A 26,477-nucleotide genomic window follows, 5' to 3' on the forward strand; every position below is an offset into this window, starting at 1 on the left:
ATGCCGCGGGGTCGCCGCACCGAGGCGGCCTCGCTGTCGTGCCTGCCCTCCTCGTCGTGCCGGGAAGCGTCAGGTGAGGATCCCACCGACCTTCGACCAGGTCTGCTTGCCCGGCCTGCCGTCATAGACCCACAGGGCGTTGTCGAGGCTGCGTCCGGTGATCAGCCAGCTGCCGTCGGGACGCTGGGCCACGGCTGGTGCCCCAGTGAGGTCACCGCCCAGCGCCTGGCCGCTCGACCCCGTGACGAGGACGGGGATCTGGCCGTTGCGGGTGACGAGGAGTGGCGCCGTTCCGGCTCCGACCGCGGGCGCGGACCACGTGTGTCGCTGCATCTTCTGCCACGCGCGGACGACACCGGTTGAGTCCAGGACGATGTCGTGGACGTACCCATCCCTGCCGCGGGCGGTTGCCGTCACCCGGCCCGTGGCCCGGTCAGCGCGCAACGAGGCGGCCGACGTGATGATCCCACCGGCACTTCGCCAGCTGCCCCAGGTCCCGTTGACGAGCCGGCGGTGCATCAGGGCGTCGCCGGGGCCGCGTGCCACGACGTCGACCGTACCGACGCTCGTCGCGGCCGCTGTGGGGGCGCTGGTCAGCGTGCCGCCGACATCGCGCCAGGGCTGCCAGCCTGCACCGGTGGACCAGGTGTGCATCAGGTGACCGTTCGAGCCGCGGGCGACCAGGTCGATCCGGTTGCCGTCCCACGTCGTCGCGCTCGGCGCGGACGCCACGACTCCGGGGATGGTGGTGAACGGCGTCCACGGCCCGCCCGGGACCGACTGCCGTGAGTAGTGGATGTGCCCCGCGGTGCCGCGCACGAAGACCGTCACCGCCGTGCCCTGCACGACGGCCGAGACCCCACTGGGCGACACGTCCAGACCCGGCGAGTAGGGCTGTGGGGTGGTCGTGGGGCTGACCCGCAGCACCCGGTCGTTGCTGCCGTTGGAGGTCGTGACGTAGATGGCGCCGCCGGGTCCGGTCTGCACCGTGCGGATCCGTCCGTAGCTGTCGTCGAGTGCGGCGAGCTGCGCCTGGGCACGTACCCGGCCGTCCTCGGTCAACATCAGGATGCGGACGCCGGCGTTCTTGAGCTCGGCTACCGCGAGGGCGCCCTCCCACAGGCCCCACCCGCTACCGGTGAGGAAGCTCGCGCCGCTCGTGGCGACCGTCGGGTCGCCGCTGGACCAGCGGGCCGGGATCGCGCTGGGGAACTTGGTCAGGTCCGTCATGGGGACCGACTCGTCGTAGCCGGGCACGGGGTCCCAGCCGTAGTTGGCACCGGCGGAGAGGACGTTGACCTCGTCGTCGCGGGTGGAGCCGTGCTCGACGTTCCACATCTGTGACGTCCCGGGCCGCAGCGCGAGTCCCTGGACGTTCCGGTGCCCGTAGGTCCAGACGTAGGCCGCCCGGCCGCCCCGCGAGAAGAACGGGTTGTCGGAGGGGGCCGTGCCGTCGGTGTTGAGGCGCAGCGTCTTGCCCCCGAGCGAGTCGAGGTTCTGCGGGTTGGTGCCGACCGCCGCGTCGCCGGTGCCCACGTGCAGGTGCCCGGTCGTGTCGAAGCGCAGGCGGCAGCCGCCGTGGCGGCCGGTGCTGATGGGCAGACCACTGATGACAGGGTTGCCGACGCGAGTGGCCGACGTCGCACCGCTCGCCAGCGACCAGCGGATCACGCGGATGTCGATCGGACTGGTCCCCGTACCGCGGTAGGCCTGGCAGGTGTAGTACTGCCGGTTCGTGGCGAACGCAGGGTCGACGACGATCCCCATGAGCCCGGACTCGCTGCCGACGAACAGGTCCTGCTGGGCAGTGGTGACGGTGCGGATGGTCCCGTCCGGCAGGCGGGCCAGCGTCCGCCCCGCCCGCTCGGTGACCAGCATCGTGCCGTCGGGCGTGAAGGTCAGGTCCCAGGGGATGGCGAGCCCGGTCATCAGGGTCGAGACCTGGACCGCGGGCGGGCCGCCGGGCTTGGCTGCGGCCGACGCGACCGAGGGCGCGGCACCTGATGGAGCGGCCGAGGGTGCGGCACCGGATGGCGACGCGGACCAGGCTCCCGCCCCGGCAAGCAGGGCGCCCAGGGCGACGGAGACGGTCGTGCGGGCGGCAGCGGTCCGGCGAAACCTCGACATGTTCCGAGGGTACGGTCGGTGAGCCCAGACCGCCCGGGCGAGGAGCCGGTCAGGTGGCCGTCGTGGGGGCCTCTAGGGTGGGCGCCATGAGCGGTGACGACGCGCGATCAGTGCGGGAGATCGAAGAAGGCGTGCAGCGGGACTTCTCCGCGGCGATGTCCTACGGGGACTACCTGGGCCTTGAGCAGCTGCTGTCGGCGCAGCACCCACGCAGCGAACCGGCCCAGCACGACGAGCTGCTCTTCATCATCCAGCACCAGACGTCCGAGCTGTGGCTCAAGCTGATGCTGCACGAGCTGCGCTCGGCTCGGGCCCTGCTGACCACCGACGAGCTCGCACCCGCCCTCAAGCGGCTGGCGCGGGTCAAGCGGATCCAGGAGGTCCTCACCGACCAGTGGTCGGTGCTGGCCACCCTGACGCCCAGCGAGTACGCCGAGATCAGGCCGTTCCTCGCGACCAGCTCGGGGTTCCAGTCCTGGCAGTACCGCGCCGTCGAGTTCCTGCTCGGCAACAAGAACGCCGACATGGTCAAGGTCTTCGACCACGACGAGGAAGCGCGCACCCTCCTCGCCGGCCTGCTCGTCGAGCCGAGCCTCTATGACGAGTTCCTGCGTTACCTCGCACGCCGTGGGTATGCCGTACCCGCCGAGCTGCTCGACCGCGACTTCACCCAGCCCTACCGCGAGAACGACGAGCTGGTCGACACCTTCGCCTCGGTCTACGCGCAGCCGAGCGAGCACTGGGGCGTCTACGAGACCTGTGAGGAGCTCGTCGACCTCGAGGACAACTTCCAGCAGTGGCGGTTCCGGCACCTGCAGGTGGTCACCCGCACCATCGGCCACAAGAAGGGGACCGGCGGCTCCTCCGGCGTCGACTTCCTGCGCCGCGCCCTCGACCTGACCTTCTTCCCCGAGCTCTACTCGGTGCGCGCTCGCGTCTGACCCCGCTGGCTAGCCGCGCGGCTGTCGCCCGCCCTGGCGCGCCATGCGCTGTCCGCCTACTGCGCGAGCCAGCCCTCGGGACCGCTGGACCCAGCGGCATACGTCTCCAGCGGCACCTTGTCGTCGGCCCATGCCTTGATGACGGGCGCCATCACCCGCCAGCACTCCTCGGCCGCGTCACCGCGGACGGTGAGCAGTTGGCTGCCGTCGAGGATCTGGGCCAGCACCTCGCCGTAGGGCTGCATGCGCGGGGCGGCGAGGGTGGCGGTCAGCGTCTTCTGCTCCAGGTCGACCGGGTCGCCCTCGGCGTTCATCGTCAGCGTGAGTGACACCGCGCCGGGCTTGAGGTCGATGGTCAGCATGTCCCCGTCGGAGCCGCCGACGAAGCCGGTGGGCAGGTGCGGGACGTCGCGGAAGTGGGCCACGATCTGCTTGCGCGGCACGCCCAGTGCCTTGCCGCTGCGCAGGATGAACGGCACTCCGGCCCACCGGGTGTTGGCCACCTCGAGGGTGACCTGGGCGAGCGTCTCGGTGGACCGCTTCGGGTCGACTCCGTCCTCCTTGGCGTAGTCCGGCACCTGCTTGCGGCCCAGCGTCCCGGCCGTGTAGCGAGCCCGCCGCGACGAGCGCTTGGGCGATCCGCCCCAGACCTTGGTGGCGCGCAGCACCTGCGCCTTCTGGTCCTGCAGCTCGCGGGCGTCGAGGGCGGCGATCGACTCCATCGCGAACAGGGCGAGCACCTGGAGCAGGTGGCTCTGCAGCATGTCCTTGAGCGCGCCGGCACCGTCGTAGTAGCCCGCCCGCCCCTCGAGCGCGAGGTCCTCGTCGTAGACGATCTCGACGCGCTCGATGTGCTCGGCACTCCAGATCGGGGCGAGCATCCGGTTGGCGAAACGCAGCCCCACCAGGTTGAAAACCGTTGCCACGCCCAGGAAGTGGTCGATCCGGAAGATGTCCTCTTCAGGCACCACCTTGTGCAGGAGCTTGTTGAACTGCACCGCGGACGCGTGGTCGGTGCCGAACGGCTTCTCCAGCGCGAGCCGAGTGACCTCGGGCAGGTCGACGTGCTGCAGCAGGTCGCAGACCTTCATGGTCACCTGAGGGGGCAGCGCGAAGAAGATGACCAGTGGGCCGTCGCCGCAGCCATCGACCAGCTCGCGCAGCGCGGCCTCGTCGAGCAGGTCCGTCTTGACGTATGCCGTGTGCTTGGTGATCGCGCTGGTCACCCTCGTGGGCGGCTTGGCCTCGGAGAAGGAATCCTTGACGCGGGCCTTCCACTGCGCCGGCGTGAAGTCGACGCGGTCGGCGCCGACCACGCGGACCCGGCGGTCGGGCTCCACCGCGAGCAGGCTGGCCAGCCCGGGCAGAAGCAACCGGTGGGTCAGGTCACCCCCGGCGCCGAGGATGAGCAGGGTCGTCTCCGGATCAGTCGCCATGTCGTGCAGCATTCCACGGCCACGCAGGACGCGCGGGGGCACCGTCCCCGAGTGCGCGGCATACTCCTGCTCCATGACGTCCCACGAGGGTGAGCCGGCTCGGGTGCAGGCACCGCGGGTCATCCACACGGCGCAGGCCCTGGTCGACGAGGTGGTCGTCGTCGACGCGCTGCCGGTGCGTGGCGGCAACGCCGTGGCGCAGACCTACGCGCGGTATGCCGGGGGAGCCGTCAACATCCTCGTGGCCGCCGCGCGGTCGGGAGCGCAGGCGGTGCTGGCCGGAGCAGTGGGTACCGGCGCCAACGGCGACCTGGTCCGGTCGGCGCTCGCGGCCGAGGGCGTGACGGTGAGCAGCCCACCCGTGGCCGACAGTGACACCGGGATCTGCTTCGTGATGGTGGAGCCGAGCGCCGAACGCACCTTCGTGACCACTCAGGGCGCGGAGCGACGGATCAGCATCGAGTCCCTGCAGACCTCGCTGCCGGTAGCCGGGGACCTCGTCTGCGTGAGCGGTTTCTCCCTGGTCGGCCTGACCAGTGACCCGCTCCTTGAGTGGCTCGACGGCCTCGCAGCGGGGGTCGTGGTGGTGCTGGACCCGGGTGCCGCGTTCGCCGACCTGTCCGAGGACCTGCGTGAGCGGGTGCTCACCCGCACCACGGTGTGGACCAGCAACGCCGAGGAGGCCGAACAGCTCACCGGGCGCGCCGACCCGGCTGCTTCGGTGGAAGCGGTGGCCGATCGCCTCCCTCAGGGTGCCGTCGCCATCGTCCGCGACGGGCCGAAGGGGTGCCGACTGCGCGAAGGTGGGCAGACGGCATACCTGCCGGGATATCCGCAGGAGGCGGTCGACACCAACGGGGCCGGGGACACCCACACCGGCGTGCTCGTTGCCTGCCGGGCGGCTGGCTCGGACTGGGAGACGGCCGCACGACGCGCCAACGCGGCCGGGGCGATCAAGGTGACGCGGCGTGGTCCGGCGACGGCGCCCACTGCGGCGGAGATCGACGGCTTCCTCGCGCAGCAGGACGCGTAGCGCGGGACGGTCAGGCCGGACGCCCAGTGCCAGGCGCTCACGGCCGGGCGCTCACTGCCAGGCGCGGGCTACCGCGGAGGCGGCAAGGACGGTGGCCGCTGCACACACGAGGACGAACGACGCGTTCCAGACGAGGCGCGGGACATGCGTCAGCGCGGCGAGGACTCCCGGGTCGCTGCTGCGGTCGCGGGTGCGCAGTACGGCGCCGAGGTGACGCCAGGCCCCCACCAGCAGGACGATTCCCGCTCCCACGAGCACCTGCGCCTGGACCGCGTCATCGCGCCACCACCACAGGGCCCCGGTGGCACCGAGCGCAACCAGCATCACCACCGCAGTGAGCAGAGAGCGCACCCGGACGAGCGCGACGAGCAGGATGACGATCACGACGCTCAGGACCGGAGCGCCCCACCCGCGGCCAGCGGCCCAGACCAGGGCGGCACCCACGACGGCGGGTGCCGGGTAGCCGGCCCAGGTCGTGAGCACCCTGCCCGGGCCGCGCGGGGGCCCCACGGTGACCGCGTGTCCTGACATGTCGCCGCGGAGCACGAAGCCGGTGAACCGCCGACCGACGGCCAGCCCCACCAGGGCGTGGCCGAGCTCGTGGACGAGAGTCACGGCCAGCCGCATGACCTGCCAGATGGCCGGCACGGCCACCACGAGAAGGGCCGCGACGAAGGCGACGGTCACGGCCGGGGCGGTCAGGGCGACGTCACCGGTCGCCGGTTCGAGTCGCGTGCTCAGCAGGTCCCAGTCCACGGCGGCGAACCTAGCCGACCGCGCTGTGCCGACCGGGGGTGCCCTCGGTCGATGCTCGCCTCAGGCCCTGTCCACGCGGAAGCGCGTCACGAGGTCGTCGTAGAGGGCGTCGAGGCGTTCGTCGCCGACCCGACGGGCGGGGTCGGCGTCGTGCCAGTCGACGATCTCCTGCGCTCCCTGGCGGAAGGGAACGCGAGCGGTCCAGCCGGGCACGAGCGTGCGGATCTTGGTGTTGTCGAACACCATCGAGTGCGTCTTGTCGCCGAGCAGGCTGTCGCCGAACTCCTCGTCCACGGCGGCGATGGCGTCGGAGGGGACGTGCACGAGGTGTGGCTCGACCCCGGCCGCCTCGGCGATGTCGGTGTAGATCCGGTTCCACGCCGGGGCCTCGTCGCCGGTGATGTGGAAGGCCTCGCCGATGGCCTCCCGGCGACCCAGCAGCCCGACGAACGCCCGCGCGAAGTCGGTGTGGTGCGTGATCGTCCACAGTGACGTGCCGTCACCGTGAACCACGACGGGCTTGCCCTGCCGCATCCGCTCGATGACGGTCCAGTGACCCTCGAAGGGCGGCAGCGTGTGGTCGTAGGTGTGCGAGGGACGCACGATGGTCATCGGCAGGTTGTCGTCGCGGTAGCCGCGCACCAGGAGGTCCTCGCACGCGATCTTGTTGCGGGAGTAAGCCCAGAACGGATTCCGCAGGGGAGTCGACTCGGTGACAGGCAGACGGGACGGTGGTGTCTGGTAGGCCGACGCGGAGCTGATGAAGACGTACTGTCCGGTCCGGTCGGCGAACTCGTCGAGCTGCTGCTGCACCTGGTCCGGGATGAAGCTCAGGAAGTCGACGACCACGTCGAAGTCACGTCCACCCACCGCTGCCCGCACGGCCGCGGCGTCACGCACGTCCGCCTGGAGGGACTCGGCCTCGGGGTGTGGGGGATGGGTGGTGCTCGTGCCCCGGTTGAGGATCGTGACGCGGTGGCCCTGCGCGACGGACTCGGCGACGCAGGCCGAGCTGATCACGCCGGTGCCACCGATGAACAGGACGCTGGAGCTGGTCATGTGCCCGAGCCTAGGGCCGGGAGTGCGCGAGGTGCGGCCTCAGGCGAGGCGGTCGAGGTCGGCGCGGCAACGGCGCTCGAACTCGCCAAGCTCGGTGATCGCGTCCTCGAGGTCACGCCGACGCTGTTCGAGGTCGGTCCGCCGCTCGTCGATCTGGTCCAGGACGTATTCGAGCTGGCTGGCCTTGCCTCGCGGCCGGTCGTAGAGGTCGATGATCGTGCGGATCTCCTCCAGCGGGAAGCCGAGTCGCTTGCCCCTCAGGATCAGGGCCAGCCGGGTGCGGTCGCGACGGTGGTAGACCCGCACGGTGCCGCGCCGCTCCGGGGTGATCAGGCCGAGGTCCTCGTAGTGCCGCACGGTCCGGTGGGTCACCTCGAACTCGTCCGCGATCTCCCGGATCGTCCACGTCTGGTCGACCTCGGTGGCGGCTGCGGCTGGCATACCCGTGAGTATTGCTTTACGTTTACGTCAACGTCAAGCAACCACGACAACCAGGTATGCCGCGTGGCCGGGTGACCCCTAGGCGCGCACCACGAAGGAGTAGCGATGTTCGAGCTGAGCAAGGAGCACGAGGACTTCCGGAAGGTCGTCCGGGAGTTCGCCGAGGCAGAGGTCGAGCCGCACATCGCCAAGTGGGACAAGGACCACCACTTCCCGAGCGTCCTGGTGCCGAAGATGGGCGAGCTCGGCCTGTTCGGCCTCGTCGTGCCCGAGGAGTTCGGCGGCATGGGCGATGACGGCGACTTCACGTCGCTGTGCGTGGCCATCGAGGAGCTGGGCCGGGTCGACCAGTCGATCGGCATCACGCTGTCGGCCGGTGTCGGCCTGGGTATCAACCCGATCCTCACCTACGGCAGCCAGGAGCAGAAGGAGCGCTTCCTGCCCGACCTCGTGGCCGGTCGTGCGCTCGCGGGCTTCGGCCTGACCGAGCCCGACGCCGGGTCCGACGCCGGTGCCACCCGCACCAAGGCCGTTCGCGAGGGCGACGAGTGGGTCGTCAACGGCTCGAAGGCGTTCATCACCAACTCCGGCACCGACATCACCTCGGTCGTCACGGTGACCGCCCGCACCGGCACCAAGGACGACGGCTCGGCCCAGCTCAGCGCGATCATGATCCCCTCCGGCACGCCGGGGTTCACCGTCGAGCCGGCCTACGACAAGCTCGGCTGGCACGCGTCTGACACCCACGGCCTGACCTTCGAGGACTGCCGCGTCCCCGCCGACAACCTGCTCGGCAACGAGGGCGAGGGCTTCAAGCAGTTCCTCAAGACCCTCGACGACGGCCGGATCGCCATCTCTGCGCTGGCCATCGGCATGAGCCAACGGATGCTCGAGGAGACCACGGAGTACGCCAAGACCCGCAAGGCGTTCGGCAAGCCGATCGGCGTCAACCAGGGCATCTCGTTCCAGATCGCCGACCTCGCCGTCATGGTCGAGGCGTCCCGCCAGCTCACCTACAAGGCCGCCTGGCTCAAGGACGAGCTCGAGGCCGGACGCCGCTCCGTCAAGGAGGTCAAGCAGGCCGCCGCGATCTGCAAGCTCTACTCGACCGAGGCTGCCGTCACGGCCACCCGCATCGCCACCCAGGTCTTCGGGGGTAACGGCTTCATGGAGGAGTACCCCGTCGCGCGCTTCTACCGCGACGCCAAGATCCTCGAGATCGGCGAGGGCACCTCCGAGGTGCAGCGCATGGTCATCGCCCGCCACCTCGGCCTGCCCACCGCGTGAGCGCCGGAGTGCGAGAGGGTATGCCGGTGACCTCCACCACCTCGTCCGACGCCGCCGGGTCCACCCCCACCGGATCGGGTGCTCCTGAGGCGCCCTTCGCCGTGGGCGGCGACTCGGGCTCCGACCCCAAGGTGACCGACGTCCGGGAGCGGCTCGCCGCGGCATACCAGGCCTCTGCGGTGGCGCCGGAGAAGGCGCAGGCCAAGCTGGACTCGCAGGGCAAGCTGTATGTCCGCGACCGGATCGCGATGCTGTTCGACGAGGGCAGCTTCGTCGAGGACGCGCGCTACGCCAACGCGACGGCCAAGGGTCTGCCGGCCGACGGCGTCGTCACCGGTCGAGGCACCGTCGACGGTCGTCCGGCGATCGTCATCGCCAACGACCCGACGGTGAAGGCAGGCTCGTGGGGCGCGCGCACCGTCGAGAAGATCGTGCGGGCCACCGAGATGGCGCTGCGCGAGGAGCTGCCCGTCTTCTGGTTCGTCGACTCGGCGGGTGCCCGGATCACCGACCAGGTCGAGATGTTCCCGGGGCGCCGTGGCGCCGGGCGCATCTTCCACAACCAGGTCGCGCTGTCCGGCAAGGTGCCGCAGATCTGCTGCCTGTTCGGGCCGAGTGCTGCCGGTGGCGCCTACATCCCGTCCTTCACTGACCTGATCATCATGGTCGAGGGCAACGCGTCCATGTACCTCGGCAGTCCGCGCATGGCGGAAATGGTTGTGGGAGAAAAGGTTTCGCTCGAAGACATGGGTGGTGCGCGGATGCACTGCACCGTCTCAGGGGTGGGTGACCTGCTCGTCGGCGACGACACCGAGGCCATCGAGATGGCGCGGTTGTACTTCTCCTACCTACCGGCCAACTGGCGCTCGGACCTGCCGTCCTACGCGCCCGAGGAGCCGTCGGCGCCGCTGACCCGGCATACCGTGCCCGAGCGCGAGAGCCAGCCGTTCGACATCCACGAGGTCATCGACGGACTGGTCGACGACGAGTCGTTCTTCGAGATCAAGCCGCTGTTCGCCCCCGAGCTGGTCATCGGGTTCGGCCGGATGTCGGGCGAGACGGTCGGCATCGTCGCCAACAACTCGATGGTCAAGGGCGGCGTGCTCTTCACCGACAGCGCTGACAAGGCCGCCCGGTTCATCTGGCTGTGTGACGCCTACTCGATCCCGCTGATCTACCTCGCCGACGTTCCCGGCTTCATGATCGGGTCCGAGGTCGAGCGCGGCGGGATCATCCGGCACGGAGCCAAGATGGTCCACGCCGTGTCGTCCGCAACCGTGCCGCAGTTCTGCATCATCGTCCGCAAGGCCTACGGTGCGGGGCTCTATGCCATGGGCGGTCCCGGCTTCGGCCCGGACGCCACGATCGCGCTGCCCACCGCCCGGATCGCAGTGATGGGTCCGGAGGCGGCGGTCAACGCTGTCTACGCCAACAAGATCGCGGCGATCGAGGACCCGGCCGAGCGCGAGCAGTTCGTGCAGGACATGCGGCGCGAGTACGAGGAGGACGTCGACCTCGAGCGCCTGGCTGCCGACCTCGTCCTCGACCAGATCATCGAGGCCGACGCGCTGCGTGCCGAGCTGTTGCTGCGGCTGCGCTACGCCAAGGCCCGCGAGCGCCACTTCGCCACCAAGCGTCGCGACATCCCCCCGGTCTGAGCCAGCTCCGGAGGTCCGACGGGCAGTAGCCGCCGACCGGTGGCCCGCTGAGCACGGGCAGAGGCGTGTTGGGCACGCTCTGCACGTCAGTACGCCCGACGGCTAGCTGTCGCGGCGGCCCTGGGCGCCCTGGTGGGCCGACGTGCGCAGCTCGTGCCACTGCAAGCCCACCTCCATGAGCAGCTCACGCAGCAGCGGGAGCGAGATGCCGACCACGTTGCTCGGATCGCCCTCGATACCAATCACATAGGGGGCGCCGAGCCCGTCGAGGGTGAAGGCACCGGCCACGCGCAACGGCTCGCCGGTCTCGACGTAGGCCTCGATCTCGTCGTCGGTCAGCTTGGCGAAGTGCACCGTTGTTGATGCGGTCGCGCCGAGAGTCGCGCCGGTGCCGCCCTGGGCCTCGTCCCGCGTGTCGACGACCCAGTGGCCGGTGTGCAGGACGCCCGAGCGGCCACGCATCTGGCGCCACCGTGAGATCGCCTCGGCCGGGGACGAGGGCTTGCCGTGGATCTCGCCGTCGAGGTCGAGGACCGAGTCGCAGCCCACGATGATCGCGTCGTCGATCTGGTCTGCGACGTCCTCGGCCTTGGCCCGGGCGAGTACGAGGGCGACGTCCTCGGCGACCAGCTCGCCGTAGGTCTCCAGCGCCGCGGCGGTGACAGCCGTCTCGTCCACGTTGCTGACGACCACGCTGGGCTCCAGCCCGGCGGCGGCGAGCAGACGACGACGGGCGGGGGAGGCGGAGGCGAGTACGAGGGACGTCACGAGGCGAGGTTACCCACCCGCGGCAACCACGCGGCATACCCGGACGTGGTCGGGCTGGACGGGCTCAGCCGAGCTGGTCGTCGACGAAGCACCAGCGCCAGGACTCACCGGGCTCGAAGCTGCGCATCACCGGGTGGTCGGTCTCGTGGAAGTGGGCCGTGGCGTGCTTCTGGGGCGAGGAGTCGCAGCAGCCTACGTGCCCGCAGTCCAGGCAGAGCCGCAGGTGCACCCAGGTCGTGCCGTCGCGCAGGCACTCCTGGCAACCGTGTGGACTGGTGGGGGCGACGAAGCGGTCGTGGTGGTCCGCGAGGTGCTGGCACTCGTCCTCAGACCGCTCCGGCGGCAGCAGCGGGTCCTCGCGCAGCTCGTCGGTGCGCTCCTCGATCCGGTCGAGCATCGACTCCTCGATGTCGAGCTGGGCGAAGACGTGGCCGAGCACCTCTTGGTCGACGGTGCCCGCGTCCCGGATCCGGAGCAGCTCGGCCCGTTCGGCCTCCAGCATGATGAGACGGACGCGGCGGTAGGTCGCGCTCGGCGTCTCTGCCGCGTCGACCCGTCCTTGACCCAGCCGTTCCCAGACGATGTTGGTGCGGTTCTCGGCGCGTCCGCGCAGCGTCTCGATGAGGTCGGCGTCGACGTCGTCGTGCTCCTCGAGTGCTTTGAGGCCGGCCGCGACCGACGACTGGAGGATGGTCGCCTCCTGGAGGGCGTCCTCGCGGGGGTCCGGCCCGCGCACGCCGAGCGTCTTCGCGAGCCAAGGGAGCGAAAGCCCTTGCAGGAGAAGCGTCGCCACCGTCACGGCCATGGCGGCCAGCACCAGGGTGGAGCGCTCGGGCGTGCCGGCCGGCAGGGCGAAGGCGGCGGCGAGCGTGACCACGCCGCGCATCCCTGCCCACGAGATGATTGCGGCGGCCTTCGGGTGGAACTTGCCCTCGCCCTCCATGAACTTGTGCTGCACCCACTTGAACGGGAAAACCCAGATCGGCCGGATGATGATGACGGTCGCCAGGACGGCCAGGCAGGTCGCCACGATGGTGCCCCAGCCCGGGCCGGTGTTGTTCGCGTCGGAGACCAGGCGCCGCATCTGCAGGCCGAGCATGAGGAAGACGACGTTCTCGAGGATGAACTGGATCGTGGTCCAGTTGATCCGCTCACTGACCCGCGACGACGCGTTCTGCACGATGGGTGACTTGTGACCGAGGAGCAGTCCTGCGACGACGACGGCGAGCACGCCTGAGCCATGGAACCGCTCGGCCGGCAGATAGGCGAGGTAGGGGACGATGAACGAGATCGAGGTGTCGATGGCCGACTCGGTCACCTTGCGCCGCACGTACGCGATCACGACCCCGACCAGCACCCCGAAACCCACGCCCAGCACGACGGCGCGCGTGAAGTCCAACACCACCGAACCCATCGTGACGTCCGAGGCGTGCTCGCCGGCCACCGCGGCGGCCAGGGGAAAGGCCGCGATGGCGGTGCGCAGCGACACCAGGGCGGTGGCGTCGTTGACCAGGGACTCGCCCTCCAGGATCGTGACGATCCGCCGCGGCAGGCCGATCCGCCGCGCCACGGCGGTGGCCGCGACGGCATCCGGTGGCGCGACGATCGCCCCGAGGGCGAAGGCCACCGCGAACGGCACCCCCAGAAGCCAGTAGGTGACCAGCCCGACGCCCGCGGCGGTGAACAGCACCAGTCCCACGGAGAGCCCGAGGATCGGTGCCCAGTTGGCGCGGAAGTCCACGAGCGACGTACGGATCGCCGCGGCATACAACAAGGGCGGGAGGAGTCCGACGAGGACGACTTCCGAGCTCAGCTCTGGCTCGGGGATGAACGGCACGTAACTGACCGCCACCCCCACGACGAGTAGGACCAGGGGCGCGGCGACCCGCAACCGCCGGGCGAAACCCGCGACGAGGATGACGGTCCCGATGATGGCGACGATCGCGCCGGCTGTTCCCACGCACCCATCCTTGCAGGCGCGCGGTCGGTCAGGTCAGCTCGCCCAGCACCGCCGCCCGCAGGGTGTCGAGGCCGACGCCGCCGATGTCGAGTGCCCGCCGGTGGAAGTCCTTGAGCGAGAACGAGTCTCCCTCGCGCTCCTGTACCTGGTCACGCAGCTGCATCCAGAGCCGTTCACCGATCTTGTAGGACGGTGCCTGACCCGGCCAGCCGAGGTAGCGGTCGAGCTCGAACCGCAGCCACGCCTCACCCTGGTTCGCGTGGTCGGTGAGGTACTGCCAGGCCTTGTCGTAGGTCCACTCCCCGCCCCCGACCTCGGCCGGGGCGTCGAACCGGCCGTGCACCCCGATGTCGATGACGACGCGGGCGGCACGCAGCGACTGGCTGTCGAGCAGCCCCATCTTGTTGCCCGGGTCGTCCATGTAGCCGAGCTCGTCCATCAGCCGCTCGGCATACAGGGCCCAGCCCTCGCCGTGACCCGAGGTCCAGGCGAACATCCGGCGCCACTTGTTGAGCAGCTCGGAGCGGAACACCGTCTGGGCGACCTGGAGGTGATGCCCCGGCACGCCCTCGTGGTAGACGGTGGTGAGCTCCTTCCAGGTGCCGAACTCGGTGACGCCCTTGGGCACCGACCACCACATGCGGCCGGGACGGGAGAAGTCCTCGGACGGGCCGGTGTAGTAGATGCCACCCGTCTGGGTCGGCGCGATCAGGCACTCGATGGTGCGCACCGGGTCTGGGATGTCGAAGTGCGTGCCGGCCAGGTTGGCGATGGCCTCGTCGGCGCGCTTCTGCATCCACGCCTTGAGCTCGTCGGTGCCGTGCAGCTGGTATGCCGGGTCGGCGTCGAGCGCGGCGATGGCCTCCTTGACCGTGCTGCCGGGCTTGATCTGCTCGGCGACCTGCTCCATCTCCGCGGTGATCCGCTCGACCTCCTGCTGGCCCCAGGCGTAGGTCTCGGCCAGGTCGACCGTGGCGCCCAGGAAGGAGCGCGACACCAGGGCGTAGCGCTCCTCGCCGCAGGCATCGGCCACGGGTGCATCGTCGAGCAGGTGGTCCTTCAGCCAGCGACCGAGCTGGGAGTAGGCGGCCGAGGCGCCCTCCGCAGCCGTCGCGAGCGCGTCCTTGGTCGACTCGGCCAGCTCGCCGGCTCCCGTGTCGTCACTGAGCCGGGCGCCTTCGACCAGGTGGGCGAAGTAGCCGTCGTCGGCCACGAGGTCGGCGCACTGCCGGATGCAGGCCTCGACCTGGCGCCGCGGCGCGATGTGGCCCTTGGCCGACGCGCTCAGGAGGCTCTCCTTCCACCCGGCGAGGGCGTCAGGCACGCGGGTGAGGCGCCGGCTGATCGCGCCCCAGTCCTCGTCGGTGGCGGTCGGCATCAGGTCGAAGCAGCCTCGGACCTCCTGCAACGGAGAGGCGATGACGTTGAGGGCCATCTCGTCGAGCCCGGCCCGGTAGGTCTCGTCGGCGAGGCCGAGCCGTTCCCGCATGGCGGCGAGGGTCACCCGGTCGATGTCGTCGACGGGGGTAGCCCCGTCGAGCAGCGCCAGCGTCTCAGCGCGCAGCTCCGCGTGGGCCTCGTGGCCGGCCGGGGAGAAGTCGTCCAGCTCCTCGTCGTGGCCGGCGATCCCGAGGTAGGTCGCGGTGATCGGGCTGAGGGCCACGAACTTCGCCAGGTAGTCGTCGGCGATCCGGTCGATGTCGGTGGCGGGGCGGGCCGCGGCAGTCGTCGTCGCGGAGGTCGTCTCAGGTGTCGTCTCAGTGCTCACGCGAGCGAAGGTACCCCAGCGTCCTGACGCCGGCACCGCAATAAGCACCGCGATAAGTCGTTGCCGGCGTCCCTAGGCTGGTCCCATGGCTGCACACCTCCTGTCGCTCAACGTCGGGCGTGCCGAACCCAGCACGGCGAAGAACGTCGGCGTCACCGGCATCGGGAAACGCCCGGTCGAGGCAGCCCACCTGCGGGCCCCCGGCCCCAAGCACGGCGGGCTGGGCAGCGGCGTCGAGGGTGACTTCCTCGGCGACACCAGGCACCACGGCGGCGACTACCAGGCGGTCTACGCGTTTGCGCGTGAGGAGCTCGACTGGTGGGCCGCGCAGCTCGGCCGCGAGCTCCCGCACGGCATGTTCGGGGAGAACCTCACGACCACCGGCCTCGACGTGGATGGTGCTCTCGTGGGCGAACGCTGGGCGGTCGGCGACGAGGTCCTTCTCGAGGTCTGCGGACCGCGGATCCCGTGCGCGACGTTCTCGGCCCGGATGGGTGAGCGGGGCTGGGTGAAGAGGTTCAGCGAAGTGGGACGCACCGGCGCCTACCTGTCGGTCGTGACGGGCGGGACGGTGCGGGCAGGGGATGCCATCGAGGTCGTGCACCGGCCGGACCACGACATCACCGTGCCGGACACGTTCCGGGCGTTCATGGGTGACCTCGAGATCGCCGAACGGGTGCTGGCCGCCGGCTGCCTCGTCGAGGTGGAGGCTGCCGAGCTGCGCGAGACCGTTGCCCGTCGCCGCGCCACCACCGCCGAGCTCGACGCCTGAGGGTCAGCCCCGCCAGGCGGACGCGCGCCAGGCGCCTCGTCCCGGCGCGAGCGGGCGGCGCACCGCACGCTCCCTGGAGGCCCACTGCGAGGTATGCCGCGGGGCCGGCGCAGACTCGCCGCCGGACGCCGCGGACAGCACCGCCAGCAGGGCCGCGACCTCCTCGGGGGTCGCGTCGCCGCGGACCAGCCGCAGCGGCGGCCGGTCGGGAGCCTCGTCTTCGGCCATCAGAGTGCCGGGCCCCGTGAGCTCTGAGCCTGCGAGGAGGTCATAGGGGAATGTTTCCGTGCTTCTTGGGCGGCAGGGTCTCGCGCTTGGAGCGCAGTGCCCGCAGCGCCTTGGTCACGTTCATCCGGGTGTTGGACGGCGTGATGACGGTGTCGATGTAGCCGCGCTCGGCCGCGATGTAGGGGTTGGCGAGGGTGTCCTCGTACTCGGCGATGAACCGGGCGCGGGTCTCGTCGACGTTCTCACCGGCTTCGGCCGCGGCTGCGAGCTGCTTGCGGTAGAGGATGTTGACCGCGCCCTGGGCACCCATCACCGCGATCTGGGCGGTCGGCCACGCGAGGTTGATGTCGGCGCCGAGGTGCTTGGACCCCATCACGTCGTAGGCACCGCCGTACGCCTTGCGGGTGATCACGGTGACGAGCGGGACGGTCGCCTCGGCATACGCGTAGATGAGCTTGGCGCCGCGGCGGATGATGCCGTCCCACTCCTGGTCGGTGCCGGGCAGGAATCCGGGGACGTCGACGAAGGTCAGCACCGGCACGTTGAACGAGTCGCAGGTCCGCACGAACCGGGCAGCCTTCTCGGAGGCGTCGATGTCCAGCGTGCCGGCGAACTGCATCGGCTGGTTGGCGACCACGCCCACCGAGCGCCCCTCGATCCGCCCGTAACCGACGATGAGGTTGGGCGCGAACAGCGGCTGCACCTCGAGGAACTCACCGTCGTCGAGCACGTGCTCGACGACGACCTTCATGTCGTAGGGCTGGTTGGCGCTGTCCGGGATCAGGGTGTCGAGCTCGCGGTCCTCGTCGGTGACCTCCAGCGACGGCAGCTCGGCAGACTCGTCGGCGAACGACGGCGGCTCCTCGAGGTTGTTCGAGGGCAGGTAGGACAGCAGCGCCTTGACGTACTCGATGGCGTCTTCCTCGTCCGAGCCCATGTAGTGCGCGACGCCCGACTTGGTGTTGTGCGTCCGGGCTCCGCCGAGGTCCTCCATCGACACGTCCTCTCCGGTCACCGTCTTGATGACCTCGGGACCGGTGATGAACATGTGGGAGGTCTGGTCGACCATCACCGTGAAGTCGGTGACAGCAGGGGAGTAGACAGCCCCACCTGCGCACGGCCCCATGATCAGCGAGATCTGGGGGATCACACCCGAGGCGTGCACGTTGCGGCGGAAGATCTCGCCGTAGAGCCCGAGCGAGACGACCCCTTCCTGGATCCGGGCGCCACCGGAGTCGTTGAGCCCCACCACGGGACAGCCGACCTTCATCGCGAAGTCCATGACCTTGCAGATCTTCTCGCCGAAGACCTCGCCCAGCGAGCCGCCGAAGACGGTGAAGTCCTGCGCGAAGACCGCGACGGTGCGCCCGTCGACGGTGCCGTAGCCGGTGACCACCCCGTCACCGTACGGACGGTTGGCCTCCTGGCCGAAGGCGACCGAGCGGTGCCGGGCGTACTTGTCCATCTCGATGAACGAGCCCTCGTCGAGCAGCATCTCGAGGCGCTCGCGGGCGGTCTTCTTGCCCCGAGCGTGCTGCTTCTCGATGGCGCGCTCAGACCCGGCGTGGGCCACCTCGGCGACGCGGCGCTTGAGGTCGGCCAGCTTGCCGGCAGTGGAGTGGATGTCGATGCCCGAGTCGGGGTCGGGGACGTCGGTGCCGCCAACCGACAGCGGATCAGCGACGGAATCGGTGGTCTGCGCCATGTCGGCGAGCCTAGCCTTGCCTCCATGCGCGAATCGCTCGACCGTGAGGCATTGCACGAGGCGTTGGTCACGCCGGGTCAGCCGTGGACAGGAGTCGACGTCCACCCGGCACTCGGCTCCACGAACCTCGAGGCGGCGCGCCTCGCGCAGCCGTGGCGGGTGGTGGTGACCGACCACCAGCAGGCCGGACGGGGTCGGCTGGGCCGAGCCTGGGACACCCCGGCCAACACCTCGGTCACGCTGTCCGTGCTGCTGCCTGCCCCCGACCAGGGTCGCGGCTGGCTGCCGCTGGCCACCGGTCTGGCGGTTCGCGACGCCCTCGCCGAGGTCGCCGACGTGGACAGCGGGCTCAAGTGGCCGAACGACGTGCTCCTGCCGTCGGACGGCGAGCGCAAGGTCTGCGGCATCCTCTGCGAGCTGCAGCCGGCGGGGATCGTGGTCGGGCTGGGCATCAACGTCGACCAGGACCGCGACGAGCTCCCGGTCGACACCGCCACCTCGCTGCGGCTGGCCGGTGCCCCCGACGTGAGCCGGGAGCGCCTCGTCGTGGCCGTCCTCACGCACCTGGCCCGCTGGCACGGTGACCTCAGCGGGGCGGGACCGGCGCGCGCAGGCCTCCACGCGGCATACCGGAAGGCGTGCCTGACGATCGGGCGCGACGTCGAGCTCCACGTGGCCGGCGGCGACGTGCGCCGCGCCCGGGCGGTCGGCATCGACGACGAGGGCCGACTGGTGGTCAGCAGTGCGGGCAGCGAGTATGCCGTGGCCGCCGGCGACGTGGTCCACGTGCGGTCCGCCACTGGCTAGGGTTGGAACGTGAGCGAGGTTGGCCGGCACCGGGTGGTGCGCCCGGAGGACTTCGCGGCGCTACGCCCCGACGACCTCGAGGCCAGGCTGCTGGGCAAGCCGGCCACCATGGCCCGACGGGACGTCTCCCGCGGCGCCGAGGTGTCGCTGCTGTCGGCCCGGAAGTTCTGGCACGCGCTGGGTTTCCCGAACGTCGAGGACGACGACGCGATGTTCACCGAGGCCGACCAGATGGCCCTGATGGCGGTGGCGCGCCTTGTCCGCGAGCAGGAGCTCGACGAGACGACGGCGCTGGCGATGACCCGCGCGTTCGCCCGGACGACCGACCGGCTGGCCGTCTGGCAGACCCAGCTGATGGCCGAAGCGATGGCCGACCCCGAACAGGAGGCCGCGCTGGACGAGGCCGATGCGCGGGCCGTCCCCAACCTGGCCTCCGCCCAAGCTGCCGCGCGCAAGCTCACCGACATGGCCGACGAGCTCGAGCCGCTGCTGATCTACGCCTGGCGGCGCCACCTCACCGCCGCGATCTCGCGCATGCTCGCGGACGCCGACCCGCAGCAGTCGTCGCAGGGCGTGCGCCGGGTCGTGGGGTTCGCGGACCTGGTCAACTTCACGTCGCTGGTGCGCCGGATGACCGAGCGGCAACTGGCCGTGATGGTGCAGCGGTTCGAGGCGCTGGCGACCGACATCGTCACGGCGCACGGTGGACGGGTCATCAAGACCGTCGGCGACGAGATCCTGTTCGTCACCATCGACGCGGCGCCGGCGGCAGCGGTGGCGCTCGACCTGGTCGAGACGATGGCCGAGGACGACCTGCTGCCCGACGTGCGCGTCGGTATGGCAGTCGGACCCGTCCTGTCGCGGCTGGGTGACGTCTTCGGCACCACCGTCAACCGGGCCAGCCGGCTGACCAGCGTGGCCCCCGCCGGGGGCGTGCTCGTCGACGACGCGCTCGCCTCGGCACTCGCGGCCCTGTCCGGCTTCGAGACCACAGCCCTGCGCCGCCGCACCCTGCGCGGCATCGGGCCGGTCACCCCCAGCGAGCTGCGGCGCACCACCGGCGGTCGCAAGACATCAGCACAGGCGATCAGCACCAGAGCCGGTGCCATCCCTGCTGGCTCGACACCAGCTGGCTCGACGCCAGCTCCCCGAAAGGCCTCCTCATGACCGCAGACCTGGTCCGCATCGAGCGCCACGGCGAGGGCGGCCACGTGGCCGAGCTCGTGCTCGACCGCCCGGAAGCCATGAACGCCGTCTCCACGGCGATGGCCCAGGCCCTGTCCAGGGCAACCACGGAGCTCGCCCAGGACCCCACCGTCCGTGCGGTCGTGGTCTCGTCGACGCACCCCAGGGCCTTCTGCGTCGGCGCCGACCTCAAGGAGCGCAACTCCTTCACCGACGACGACCTGCGCGCCCAGCGCCCGGTGGCGCAGGCGGCATATCGAGGGGTCCTGGACCTTCCCGTGCCTGCAATCGCGGCCGTGGACGGCTTCGCGCTGGGTGGTGGCTTCGAGATCGCCCTCTCCTGCGACGTGGTCGTGTGCGGCGAGGACGCGGTCGTGGGCCTGCCCGAGGTGAGCGTCGGCGTCATCCCCGGTGGCGGCGGCACCCAGCTGCTGACCCGCCGCGTGGGCTGGTCGCGGGCTGCGCAGATGATCTTCACCGCCCAGCGGTATGCCGCCGCGGACGCGTGCCGGTTGGGCGCGGTCGACGAGGTGGTCGAGGCCGGCACCGCCCGCGCGCGGGCCCTGGAGCTGGCGGCCACCATCGCCTCCCACTCACCCGTCGGCATGCGCAACGCCAAGGCCGCCATGCGGCAGGGTTTCGACACCGATCTGGACGCCGGACTGCGCATCGAGGACCGGATGTGGGCGGCCACGGCCTTCTCCGGGGACCGCGCGGAGGGGGTCGCGGCGTTCAACGAGAAACGCCGTCCTGACTGGCCTGGTCGCTGAGAGGGGTCCGTACTACATAGCATCACCCCATGACCCGTGTGCTCCTCGCTGAGGACGACCCCGCCATCTCCGAGCCCCTGGCTCGCGCCCTGCGCCGTGAGGGGTACGACGTCGACGTCCGCGCAGACGGACGTGCGGCCCTGGAAGCCTCCGCCGAGAACCCCGATCTGGTCGTCCTCGACCTCGGCCTGCCCTACGTCGACGGGCTCGAGGTGTGCCGTCGGATCCGCGCCGAGGGCCGCACCGTCCCCGTGCTCATCCTGACCGCGCGAGCCGACGAGGTGGACACCGTGGTGGGCCTCGACGCCGGGGCCGACGACTACGTCACCAAGCCGTTCCGGCTCGCCGAGCTGCTGGCCCGGGTGCGTGCACTGCTGCGCCGCAACCCCACCGACGCCCCGTCCGCGCACGAGCTCGTCCGGATCGACCCCGAGGGCCGGCGCGCCTGGTTCAAGGAAGAGGAGCTCCAGCTCACCGCCAAGGAGTTCGACCTCCTGCGCGTGCTGGTCCGCGAGCAGGGCAAGGTCGTCTCGCGCGAGCAGCTGATGCGCGAGATCTGGGAGACCGCCTGGTTCGGGTCGACCAAGACGCTCGACATGCACATCTCCGTCCTGCGCCGGAAGCTCGGCGACGACGCCGCACAGCCGCGCTACATCGCCACCGTCCGTGGAGTCGGGTTCCGGTTCGAGCGCGGCGACGAGATCTGACCGCTGACCATGCGGCAGCAGCTGATCCGCTCCACCGTGCTCGCGGTCGCCCTGGCGATCCTGATCACGATGACCCCGGTGGCCGTCGCCATCTGGAACGCCACGGTCAACGGCAAGGGCACCGTCGCGGGCTGGCTCGAGAACGGTACGCCGGCCTCGACCTCGATCCGACTGGTGCTCATCGTCATCGGGCTGGGTGTGCTGGCCCTTGGCGTCGGGGTGCTGGTGGCGATCCGTCAGGCCCACAGCCTGTCCCGCCCGATGACCCTGCTCGCCGAGCGCGCCGAACGGCTCGGTGCCGGTGAGTCCCGGATCCAGCCGATCGACTCGGGCATCGCCGAGCTGGACCAGGTGTCGCAGGTGCTCTCGCGCAGCGCGCAGCGGCTGACCAAGTCGCTCGCGTCCGAGCGGGACTTCGCCGCGGACGCCTCGCACCAGCTGCGGACGCCGTTGACCGCCCTGCTGATGCGGCTCGAGGAGATCGCCGCCACGGACGACCTCGAGGTCGTGCAGGAGGAGGCGAACATCGCGATCGACCAGGTGGAACGCCTGACCCGGGTGGTCGACGACCTGATGTCGCGCACCCGTCGAGGTGGCGACGAGTCCAAGGCCACCGTCTCGCTCGACTCGGTCATCGCCGCCCTGCAACGGGAGTGGCAGCCGGCGTTCGAGCAGGCCCGCCGCAGCGTGCGGGTGCACGGTGAGCGTGGGCTCGTGGTCCAGGCCAAGCCGGTCGACCTGTCGCAGGTCCTCTCGACGCTCCTGGAGAACGCTCTAGCGCACGGGCGGGGCACGGTCGACGTCCACGCCCGGCGCAGCGGCCCGTCCGTCGTCGTCGAGGTGAGCGACCAGGGCGAGGGAGTCCCGGCCTCGATCGCCCCGCACATCTTCGAGCGTTCGGTGACGACGACCGGCACCGGCCTCGGGCTCGCGCTGGCGCGCGACCTGGCCGAGTCCAACGGCGGCCGGCTCGAGCTCATCCAGGCGCAGCCGGCGATCTTCGCGCTGTTCCTCAGCGAGTCGGACGCCTGAGCCAGCCCGAGCGCCCCGGTCCGAGCCCTGAGCCTCAGCCCTGGGTCTCAGCCCTGGGTCTCGGCCAGCGGTGAGGTGTCGCGCAGCGGCTCCTCGCTGAACACGAACCGGCGGTAGGCCCAGAACCGGAAGAGCGTGCCCAGCGCGATGCCGACCAGCTTGGCGACGTTCTCGGCTGCCAGGCTCTCCTGCCCGAGGAAGTGGTGGGAGACGCCGACGCAGGCCGCCTGGATGAGCAGCGCCACGCCGTTGGTGCCGGCGAAGAGCAGCGCCTCGTGGTGGACCGGCCGGTTGCGACGGTGCCGGAAGGTCCACATCCGGTTGCCGATCCAGGCCACGCAGGTCGCGACCGCAGCCGAGATGATGGTCGCGATGACGGCCCTCGACAGCGGCCCGTTGCCGTAGCCGGACAGCGCCGTGCGGCGCAGGATGTTGAACAGCCCGAGGTCAACGACAAAGGCTGCCGCGCCGACGATTCCGAACTTGATCATCTCGCGGTAGAGGACGTCGATCGTGCTGCGCAGGCGCGCGACGAGGGAGTTGCTGGTGGACACCAGTGGAGCCTATCTGCGGATCCCCGCAGCCCGGTCACGACCGTACAGATATCCTCGCCGCGTGACGTCACCGCAGCGCGCCCCCGGAGGTTTCCCGGTCGTCGGCATCATCGGCGGGGGGCAGCTGGCGCGGATGTGCGCCGCTCCTGCGGCCGAGCTGGCGATCACCCTCAGCGTGCTCGCCGAGGCGCCGGATGCGGCTGCCGCACAGGTCATCCCGTCCGCGCCCGTCGGTGACCATGACGACGTCGCTGCGGTCCTCGCCTTCGCCCGCCAGTGCGACGTCGTCACCTTCGACCATGAACACGTCCCTGCGAACGTGCTGGATGCCCTTGTCGCAACAGGCGTCCCGCTGCACCCAACTCCGGAGGCGCTGCGGTTCGCTCAAGACAAGCTGGCCATGCGTGAGCGGCTCACGGAGATCGGCGTCGCGTGTCCCGCGTGGGCGCGAGCCCGGACACCCGCAGATGTCGACGCGTTCGCTGCGCAGGTCGGCTGGCCGATCGTTGCGAAGACACCGCGAGGTGGCTACGACGGCAAGGGCGTGCGCGTGATCGACTCGGCGGCGGAGGTGGACGACTGGCTGGCCCTGGTCGCGGAACAGGAGGGAACGGAGGGCCTGCTCTCCGACGGGATCCTGGTGGAGGAGAAGGTGGACTTCGTCCGCGAGCTCGCCGTCCTCATCGCGCGCAGTCCTTCCAACCAGGCCGCAGCGTGGCCGGTCGTCGAGACCGTCCAGACCGACAGCATCTGCACCGAGGTGCTCGCGCCCGCCCCCGACCTCGACCCGAGCCTCGCAGCAGTGGCCACCGAGGCGGGGCTGCGGATCGCCGAGAAACTGGGCGTGACAGGGGTTTTCGCCGTCGAGATGTTCGAGGTGAGGGATGTGCAGACCGGCGCCCCGGCATACGTCGTCAACGAGCTGGCCATGCGCCCGCACAACAGCGGGCACTGGTCGATGGACGGAGCGGTGACCGGACAGTTCGAGCAGCACCTGCGCGCGGTGCTCGACCTGCCCCTCGGCGCGCCCACCCCGCGCGAGCCGTTCACGGTGATGGCCAACGTCCTCGGGCGCGACTACCCGGAGCTCTACCCGGCCTACCGCCACATCATGGCGAGGGACCCGGAGCTGAAGGTGCACCTCTATGGCAAGGGCGTCCGCCCGGGCCGCAAGATCGGCCACGTCAACGTCTCCGGCGCCGACCTGGCGCAGCTGCGTGAGCGCGCCAGCCACGCGGCCGACTACCTCGCAGGAGTGATCACCGAATGAGCGCCACGACACCCACCACGCCCCCTGGAACCGAGACGGCGACGCCGTTGGTCGGGCTGGTCATGGGCAGCGACAGCGACTGGCCGGTGATGGCGCTGGCAGCCCAGGCGCTCGAGGAGTTCGGCATCGCGTACGAGGCCGACGTCGTCTCGGCACACCGGATGCCCGAGGAGATGATCGCCTACGGGCAGAACGCCGCTGGGCGTGGACTGCGGGTCGTCATCGCGGGAGCGGGCGGTGCCGCACACCTGCCCGGCATGCTCGCGTCGGTGACGCCGTTGCCGGTCATCGGGGTGCCGGTGCCGCTGAAGTACCTCGACGGCATGGACTCGTTGCTCTCGATCGTGCAGATGCCTGCCGGTGTGCCGGTCGCCACCGTGTCGATCGGTGGGGCGCGCAACGCGGGCCTGCTCGCCGCGCGCATCCTGGCCGCCGGCGACGGGGAGTATGCCGCGGGGCTGCGGGAGCGGATGAGCGCCTTCCAGGCGGACCTGCGCGACCAGGCCCACGCCAAGGGCGCGGCCCTGCGCGAGCGCCGCGCCGGGTCCTAGCGGGCCATCCCGGCCGAGCGGACGCCACGCCACTCGATCCGGGGGCAGGTGTCCATCACGACGTCCAGGCCCACCGCGCGGGCCCGGTCGGCAGCGGCCTCGTCCACGACGCCCAGCTGCATCCAGACGGCGTCGATCATGAGGCGGTCCTTGTTGGCGATGGCCTCGTCGACGACGGCTCCGACGTGCTCGGAGTTGATGAAGCAGTCGACCACCTTGATGTCGGTGCCGTCGGGGATGTCGGACAGCGACGGGTAGCCCTGCTCGCCGTGAACCACCTCCGCGGTGGGGTGCACGGGGATGAGTCCCTTGCCGAGCTCGACCTTCAGCCAGCGGGAGACACCGAACGCCTCACGGTCCTGGTTGTTCGAGAGGCCGACGACCACCCAGATGCCGGGGTCGATGAGGAGCTCGCGGATGAGCTCGGGGTCGTTCTGGTGGCGAAACGTCATTGACTCAGCATCACACTTTGGGAGCGGGTTGGGGAGAGGCAGTAACGTCGGCCGCATGAAGTTCGGACTCTTCGTGCCACAGGGCTGGCGCATGGACCTTGTCGGGATCGACCCCACCCAGCACTGGGGCGTGATGGCAGGGCTGGCACGACGGGCGGACGCCAACGAGGACTGGTCCTCGATCTGGGTCTTCGACCACTTCCACACCGTGCCGATCCCCAGCGAGGAGGCGACGCACGAGGCGTGGACGCTGATGGCCGCCTTCGCCGCCGTCACGGGCAGGGTGCGGCTCGGCCAGATGTGCACCTGCATGGCCTACCGCAACCCGGCCTATCTCGCGAAGGTCGCCGCCACGGTCGACATCATCTCCGAGGGCCGGCTCGAGATGGGCATCGGCGCCGGGTGGTACGAGCACGAGTGGCGCGCCTACGGCTACGGCTTCCCGCGGGCCGGCGAACGGATCAGGGCCCTCGACGAGGGCGTCCAGATCTTCCGGCAGATGTGGACGACCGGGACGGCGACATTCGACGGGAAGCACTTCCAGGTCGACGGGGCGCGCTGCTACCCGCAGCCGCTGCAAGGCACGTCGGTCCCCGGGTCCAAGCACAACGGCATCCCGATGTGGATCGCCGGCGGTGGTGAGAAGAAGACCCTGCGCATCGCCGCGCAGTACGCCGACTACACGAACTTCGACCCGACGCCCGAGGTGTTCGCGGCCAAGAGCGAGATCCTCAAGGGCCACTGCGACGACGTGGGCCGAGACTTCGGCGAGATCGTGCGCAGCAGCAACCTCAACGTCTTCATCGGCAGCACCGAGCAGGAGGTCGAGGACCGCTTCGACAGCCTCCGTGCCCGGCTCCTGTCGGTCGGCTCACCCGAGGCGCGCGTGGAGCAGCTCTTCGCCGACTACCGCCAGCAGGCGACGGTCGGCACCCCGGAGCAGATCGTCGAGAAGCTGCAGGCGCTCGAGAAGCTCGGGATGACCTACGCGATCCTCAACTTCCCCGAGAGCGCCTACGACACCACGGGCATCGCGATGTTCGAGCGCGACGTGATGCCGGAGCTGCTCGACCGGGAGCAGCACGGCCACCTCTGGCACCTCCCACGCCGCCGCTGACAGTCCGCTGGGCTCTCTGCGCCGCTGCCCACGTGGGTGTCGGGTGACACACGACGCAGCTGGGACGCCGCGGCATACCAGCGGGTAACCTGA

At 70.5% G+C, this 26,477-nt stretch carries 25 protein-coding genes; 13 read left to right on the forward strand and 12 right to left on the reverse strand.

Translation table 11 applies throughout. The annotated features are described in order from the left end of the window. Positions 1-69: 69 nt before the first annotated feature. Positions 70-2,127, reverse strand: coding sequence for a PQQ-dependent sugar dehydrogenase (locus EAH86_RS01250; RefSeq protein WP_140736812.1), 2,058 nt, complete (start codon positions 2,125-2,127; stop codon positions 70-72). Positions 2,128-2,213: 86 nt separating this feature from the next. Between EAH86_RS01250 and kynA the strand changes: the two genes are divergently transcribed. Next, positions 2,214-3,068, forward strand: coding sequence for a tryptophan 2,3-dioxygenase (kynA, locus tag EAH86_RS01255; RefSeq protein WP_140736813.1), 855 nt, complete (start codon positions 2,214-2,216; stop codon positions 3,066-3,068). Positions 3,069-3,124: 56 nt separating this feature from the next. On the opposite strand, the gene EAH86_RS01260 is transcribed toward kynA, so the two are convergent. After that, positions 3,125-4,504, reverse strand: a complete 1,380-nt coding sequence (locus EAH86_RS01260) for a glucose-6-phosphate dehydrogenase (RefSeq protein ID WP_140736814.1) — start codon at positions 4,502-4,504, stop codon at positions 3,125-3,127. Between the two features lie 73 nt (positions 4,505-4,577). Here EAH86_RS01260 and EAH86_RS01265 point away from each other — a divergent pair, with 73 nt between their 5' ends. Continuing rightward, the gene (locus EAH86_RS01265) at positions 4,578-5,537 is read left to right on the forward strand and encodes a PfkB family carbohydrate kinase (RefSeq protein WP_140736815.1); all 960 of its coding nucleotides are present in this window, start codon (positions 4,578-4,580) and stop codon (positions 5,535-5,537) included. A gap of 51 nt (positions 5,538-5,588) precedes the next feature. On the opposite strand, the gene EAH86_RS01270 is transcribed toward EAH86_RS01265, so the two are convergent. The 3 genes from EAH86_RS01270 to EAH86_RS01280 are packed head-to-tail and all read right to left on the reverse strand — an operon-like array spanning position 5,589 to position 7,793. Further along, complete coding sequence (locus tag EAH86_RS01270) at positions 5,589-6,293, reverse strand: M50 family metallopeptidase (protein WP_140736816.1); 705 nt, start codon at positions 6,291-6,293, stop codon at positions 5,589-5,591. Positions 6,294-6,353: 60 nt separating this feature from the next. Then, a complete protein-coding gene (locus EAH86_RS01275; RefSeq protein ID WP_140736817.1) occupies positions 6,354-7,352 on the reverse strand; it encodes an NAD-dependent epimerase/dehydratase family protein in 999 nt (332 codons plus the stop codon). Positions 7,353-7,391: 39 nt separating this feature from the next. Next, positions 7,392-7,793 (reverse strand): MerR family transcriptional regulator, encoded by a 402-nt coding sequence (locus EAH86_RS01280; RefSeq protein ID WP_140736818.1) that lies wholly within the window; start codon positions 7,791-7,793, stop codon positions 7,392-7,394. Positions 7,794-7,898: 105 nt separating this feature from the next. Here EAH86_RS01280 and EAH86_RS01285 point away from each other — a divergent pair, with 105 nt between their 5' ends. Then, positions 7,899-9,080, forward strand: coding sequence for an acyl-CoA dehydrogenase family protein (locus tag EAH86_RS01285; RefSeq protein WP_140736819.1), 1,182 nt, complete (start codon positions 7,899-7,901; stop codon positions 9,078-9,080). 101 nt (positions 9,081-9,181) lie between these two features. Beyond that, complete coding sequence (locus tag EAH86_RS01290) at positions 9,182-10,738, forward strand: acyl-CoA carboxylase subunit beta (RefSeq protein WP_425325209.1); 1,557 nt, start codon at positions 9,182-9,184, stop codon at positions 10,736-10,738. Between the two features lie 102 nt (positions 10,739-10,840). Here the strand turns inward: EAH86_RS01290 and EAH86_RS01295 are convergent, their stop codons facing one another. The 3 genes from EAH86_RS01295 to EAH86_RS01305 form a co-directional block, all read right to left on the reverse strand. Further along, the gene (locus EAH86_RS01295; protein WP_140736821.1) at positions 10,841-11,506 is read right to left on the reverse strand and encodes a Maf family protein; all 666 of its coding nucleotides are present in this window, start codon (positions 11,504-11,506) and stop codon (positions 10,841-10,843) included. A 64-nt stretch (positions 11,507-11,570) separates the two neighbouring features. After that, positions 11,571-13,466 (reverse strand): Na+/H+ antiporter, encoded by a 1,896-nt coding sequence (locus EAH86_RS01300; RefSeq protein WP_140736822.1) that lies wholly within the window; start codon positions 13,464-13,466, stop codon positions 11,571-11,573. A 28-nt stretch (positions 13,467-13,494) separates the two neighbouring features. After that, positions 13,495-15,234: a DUF885 domain-containing protein gene (locus tag EAH86_RS01305; RefSeq protein WP_140736823.1), complete on the reverse strand. Its 1,740-nt coding sequence runs from the start codon at positions 15,232-15,234 to the stop codon at positions 13,495-13,497. Between the two features lie 85 nt (positions 15,235-15,319). Here EAH86_RS01305 and EAH86_RS01310 point away from each other — a divergent pair, with 85 nt between their 5' ends. Then, positions 15,320-16,006, forward strand: a complete 687-nt coding sequence (locus EAH86_RS01310; RefSeq protein ID WP_140736824.1) for an MOSC domain-containing protein — start codon at positions 15,320-15,322, stop codon at positions 16,004-16,006. A 3-nt stretch (positions 16,007-16,009) separates the two neighbouring features. Here the strand turns inward: EAH86_RS01310 and EAH86_RS01315 are convergent, their stop codons facing one another. Together EAH86_RS01315 and EAH86_RS01320 are read right to left on the reverse strand one after the other, a co-directional pair. Then, positions 16,010-16,234 (reverse strand): acyl-CoA carboxylase epsilon subunit, encoded by a 225-nt coding sequence (locus EAH86_RS01315; RefSeq protein WP_140736825.1) that lies wholly within the window; start codon positions 16,232-16,234, stop codon positions 16,010-16,012. Positions 16,235-16,274: 40 nt separating this feature from the next. Further along, the gene (locus tag EAH86_RS01320; protein WP_140736826.1) at positions 16,275-17,939 is read right to left on the reverse strand and encodes an acyl-CoA carboxylase subunit beta; all 1,665 of its coding nucleotides are present in this window, start codon (positions 17,937-17,939) and stop codon (positions 16,275-16,277) included. A gap of 24 nt (positions 17,940-17,963) precedes the next feature. Between EAH86_RS01320 and EAH86_RS01325 the strand changes: the two genes are divergently transcribed. Genes EAH86_RS01325 through EAH86_RS01345 form a run of 5 tightly spaced genes read left to right on the forward strand, consistent with a single transcriptional unit; the run spans position 17,964 to position 22,440 of the window. Then, complete coding sequence (locus tag EAH86_RS01325) at positions 17,964-18,746, forward strand: biotin--[acetyl-CoA-carboxylase] ligase (protein ID WP_140736827.1); 783 nt, start codon at positions 17,964-17,966, stop codon at positions 18,744-18,746. 9 nt (positions 18,747-18,755) lie between these two features. Next, a complete protein-coding gene (locus tag EAH86_RS01330; protein ID WP_241668118.1) occupies positions 18,756-19,913 on the forward strand; it encodes an adenylate/guanylate cyclase domain-containing protein in 1,158 nt (385 codons plus the stop codon). Continuing rightward, entirely contained in the window at positions 19,910-20,701 is a 792-nt protein-coding gene (locus EAH86_RS01335; protein ID WP_140736828.1) for an enoyl-CoA hydratase/isomerase family protein, read from the forward strand. The genes EAH86_RS01330 and EAH86_RS01335 overlap by 4 nt, the downstream gene beginning before the upstream one ends. 29 nt (positions 20,702-20,730) lie before the next feature. Further along, positions 20,731-21,408, forward strand: a complete 678-nt coding sequence (locus EAH86_RS01340) for a response regulator transcription factor (protein ID WP_056922896.1) — start codon at positions 20,731-20,733, stop codon at positions 21,406-21,408. Between the two features lie 9 nt (positions 21,409-21,417). Next, a complete protein-coding gene (locus EAH86_RS01345) occupies positions 21,418-22,440 on the forward strand; it encodes a sensor histidine kinase (protein ID WP_140736829.1) in 1,023 nt (340 codons plus the stop codon). 47 nt (positions 22,441-22,487) lie between these two features. Here EAH86_RS01345 and EAH86_RS01350 read toward each other — a convergent pair whose 3' ends face one another. Beyond that, positions 22,488-22,994 carry a GtrA family protein gene (locus EAH86_RS01350; RefSeq protein ID WP_241668119.1) on the reverse strand — a complete coding sequence of 169 codons (507 nt, stop codon included), beginning with the start codon at positions 22,992-22,994 and terminating at the stop codon, positions 22,488-22,490. Positions 22,995-23,055: 61 nt separating this feature from the next. Between EAH86_RS01350 and EAH86_RS01355 the strand changes: the two genes are divergently transcribed. Both EAH86_RS01355 and purE read left to right on the forward strand, forming a co-directional pair. Then, positions 23,056-24,264, forward strand: coding sequence for a 5-(carboxyamino)imidazole ribonucleotide synthase (locus tag EAH86_RS01355; protein WP_140736830.1), 1,209 nt, complete (start codon positions 23,056-23,058; stop codon positions 24,262-24,264). Further along, the gene (purE, locus tag EAH86_RS01360; protein WP_140736831.1) at positions 24,261-24,815 is read left to right on the forward strand and encodes a 5-(carboxyamino)imidazole ribonucleotide mutase; all 555 of its coding nucleotides are present in this window, start codon (positions 24,261-24,263) and stop codon (positions 24,813-24,815) included. Before EAH86_RS01355 ends, purE begins: the two co-directional genes overlap by 4 nt. Here the strand turns inward: purE and EAH86_RS01365 are convergent. Next, entirely contained in the window at positions 24,812-25,267 is a 456-nt protein-coding gene (locus EAH86_RS01365) for a CoA-binding protein (RefSeq protein ID WP_170212755.1), read from the reverse strand. The two genes, purE and EAH86_RS01365, sit on opposite strands and share 4 nt — an antisense overlap. Positions 25,268-25,322: 55 nt before the next feature. Here EAH86_RS01365 and EAH86_RS01370 point away from each other — a divergent pair, with 55 nt between their 5' ends. Then, positions 25,323-26,384 carry an LLM class F420-dependent oxidoreductase gene (locus EAH86_RS01370; protein WP_140736833.1) on the forward strand — a complete coding sequence of 354 codons (1,062 nt, stop codon included), beginning with the start codon at positions 25,323-25,325 and terminating at the stop codon, positions 26,382-26,384. Positions 26,385-26,477 lie beyond the last annotated feature (93 nt).

The sequence above is a fragment of the Pedococcus bigeumensis genome, assembly GCF_006438965.1.
Lineage (GTDB): Bacteria > Actinomycetota > Actinomycetes > Actinomycetales > Dermatophilaceae > Pedococcus > Pedococcus bigeumensis_A.